A 440-nucleotide genomic window follows, 5' to 3' on the forward strand; every position below is an offset into this window, starting at 1 on the left:
TCTGGTACTACCTTGGTTGGATCTGTTGGATCCGTTGGGTAGGTTGGCGTTGGCACATTAGGAATCTTATTACCGTTTGGATCGACCGGAATAATCTTACCATTTGGCGTGTAGACTACTTGGTCCGTAACGTCTGGGTGATCAGGTGTAGCGGTCAAGCCCCCGGCTGTCTTCTTATCAGCGTGGTAGCCTTGAATAACTGGCGTATCAACCTTACCAAAGGTGTGTGAACCTGTCCATGGTGTTGTACTAATCGTCTTTCCAGTTACCTTATCAACCGTGACGGTCCGGGTAAAGGCATTCTTTTCCGTTGATGTCGTTTGCGTATCTGGTTGACTACCATCACTGTAGTGGTAGGTAATCGTTTGGGTAGCGTCCCGGGTGACGTCCGTTTGATCCTTAGTGTACTTTGGTCCGTTTGGATCATTAGGATTGATTGG

General features: G+C 48.2%; 1 protein-coding gene. It reads right to left on the reverse strand.

The window, feature by feature from the left end; all coding sequences use genetic code 11:
- Positions 1 to 440, reverse strand: a 440-nt coding sequence (locus H5993_RS09200; protein WP_428980938.1) for a mucin-binding protein, incomplete at both ends; no start/stop codon positions are given.

Origin of the sequence: Limosilactobacillus alvi, assembly GCF_016900115.1 — a bacterium.
Lineage (GTDB): Bacteria > Bacillota > Bacilli > Lactobacillales > Lactobacillaceae > Limosilactobacillus > Limosilactobacillus alvi.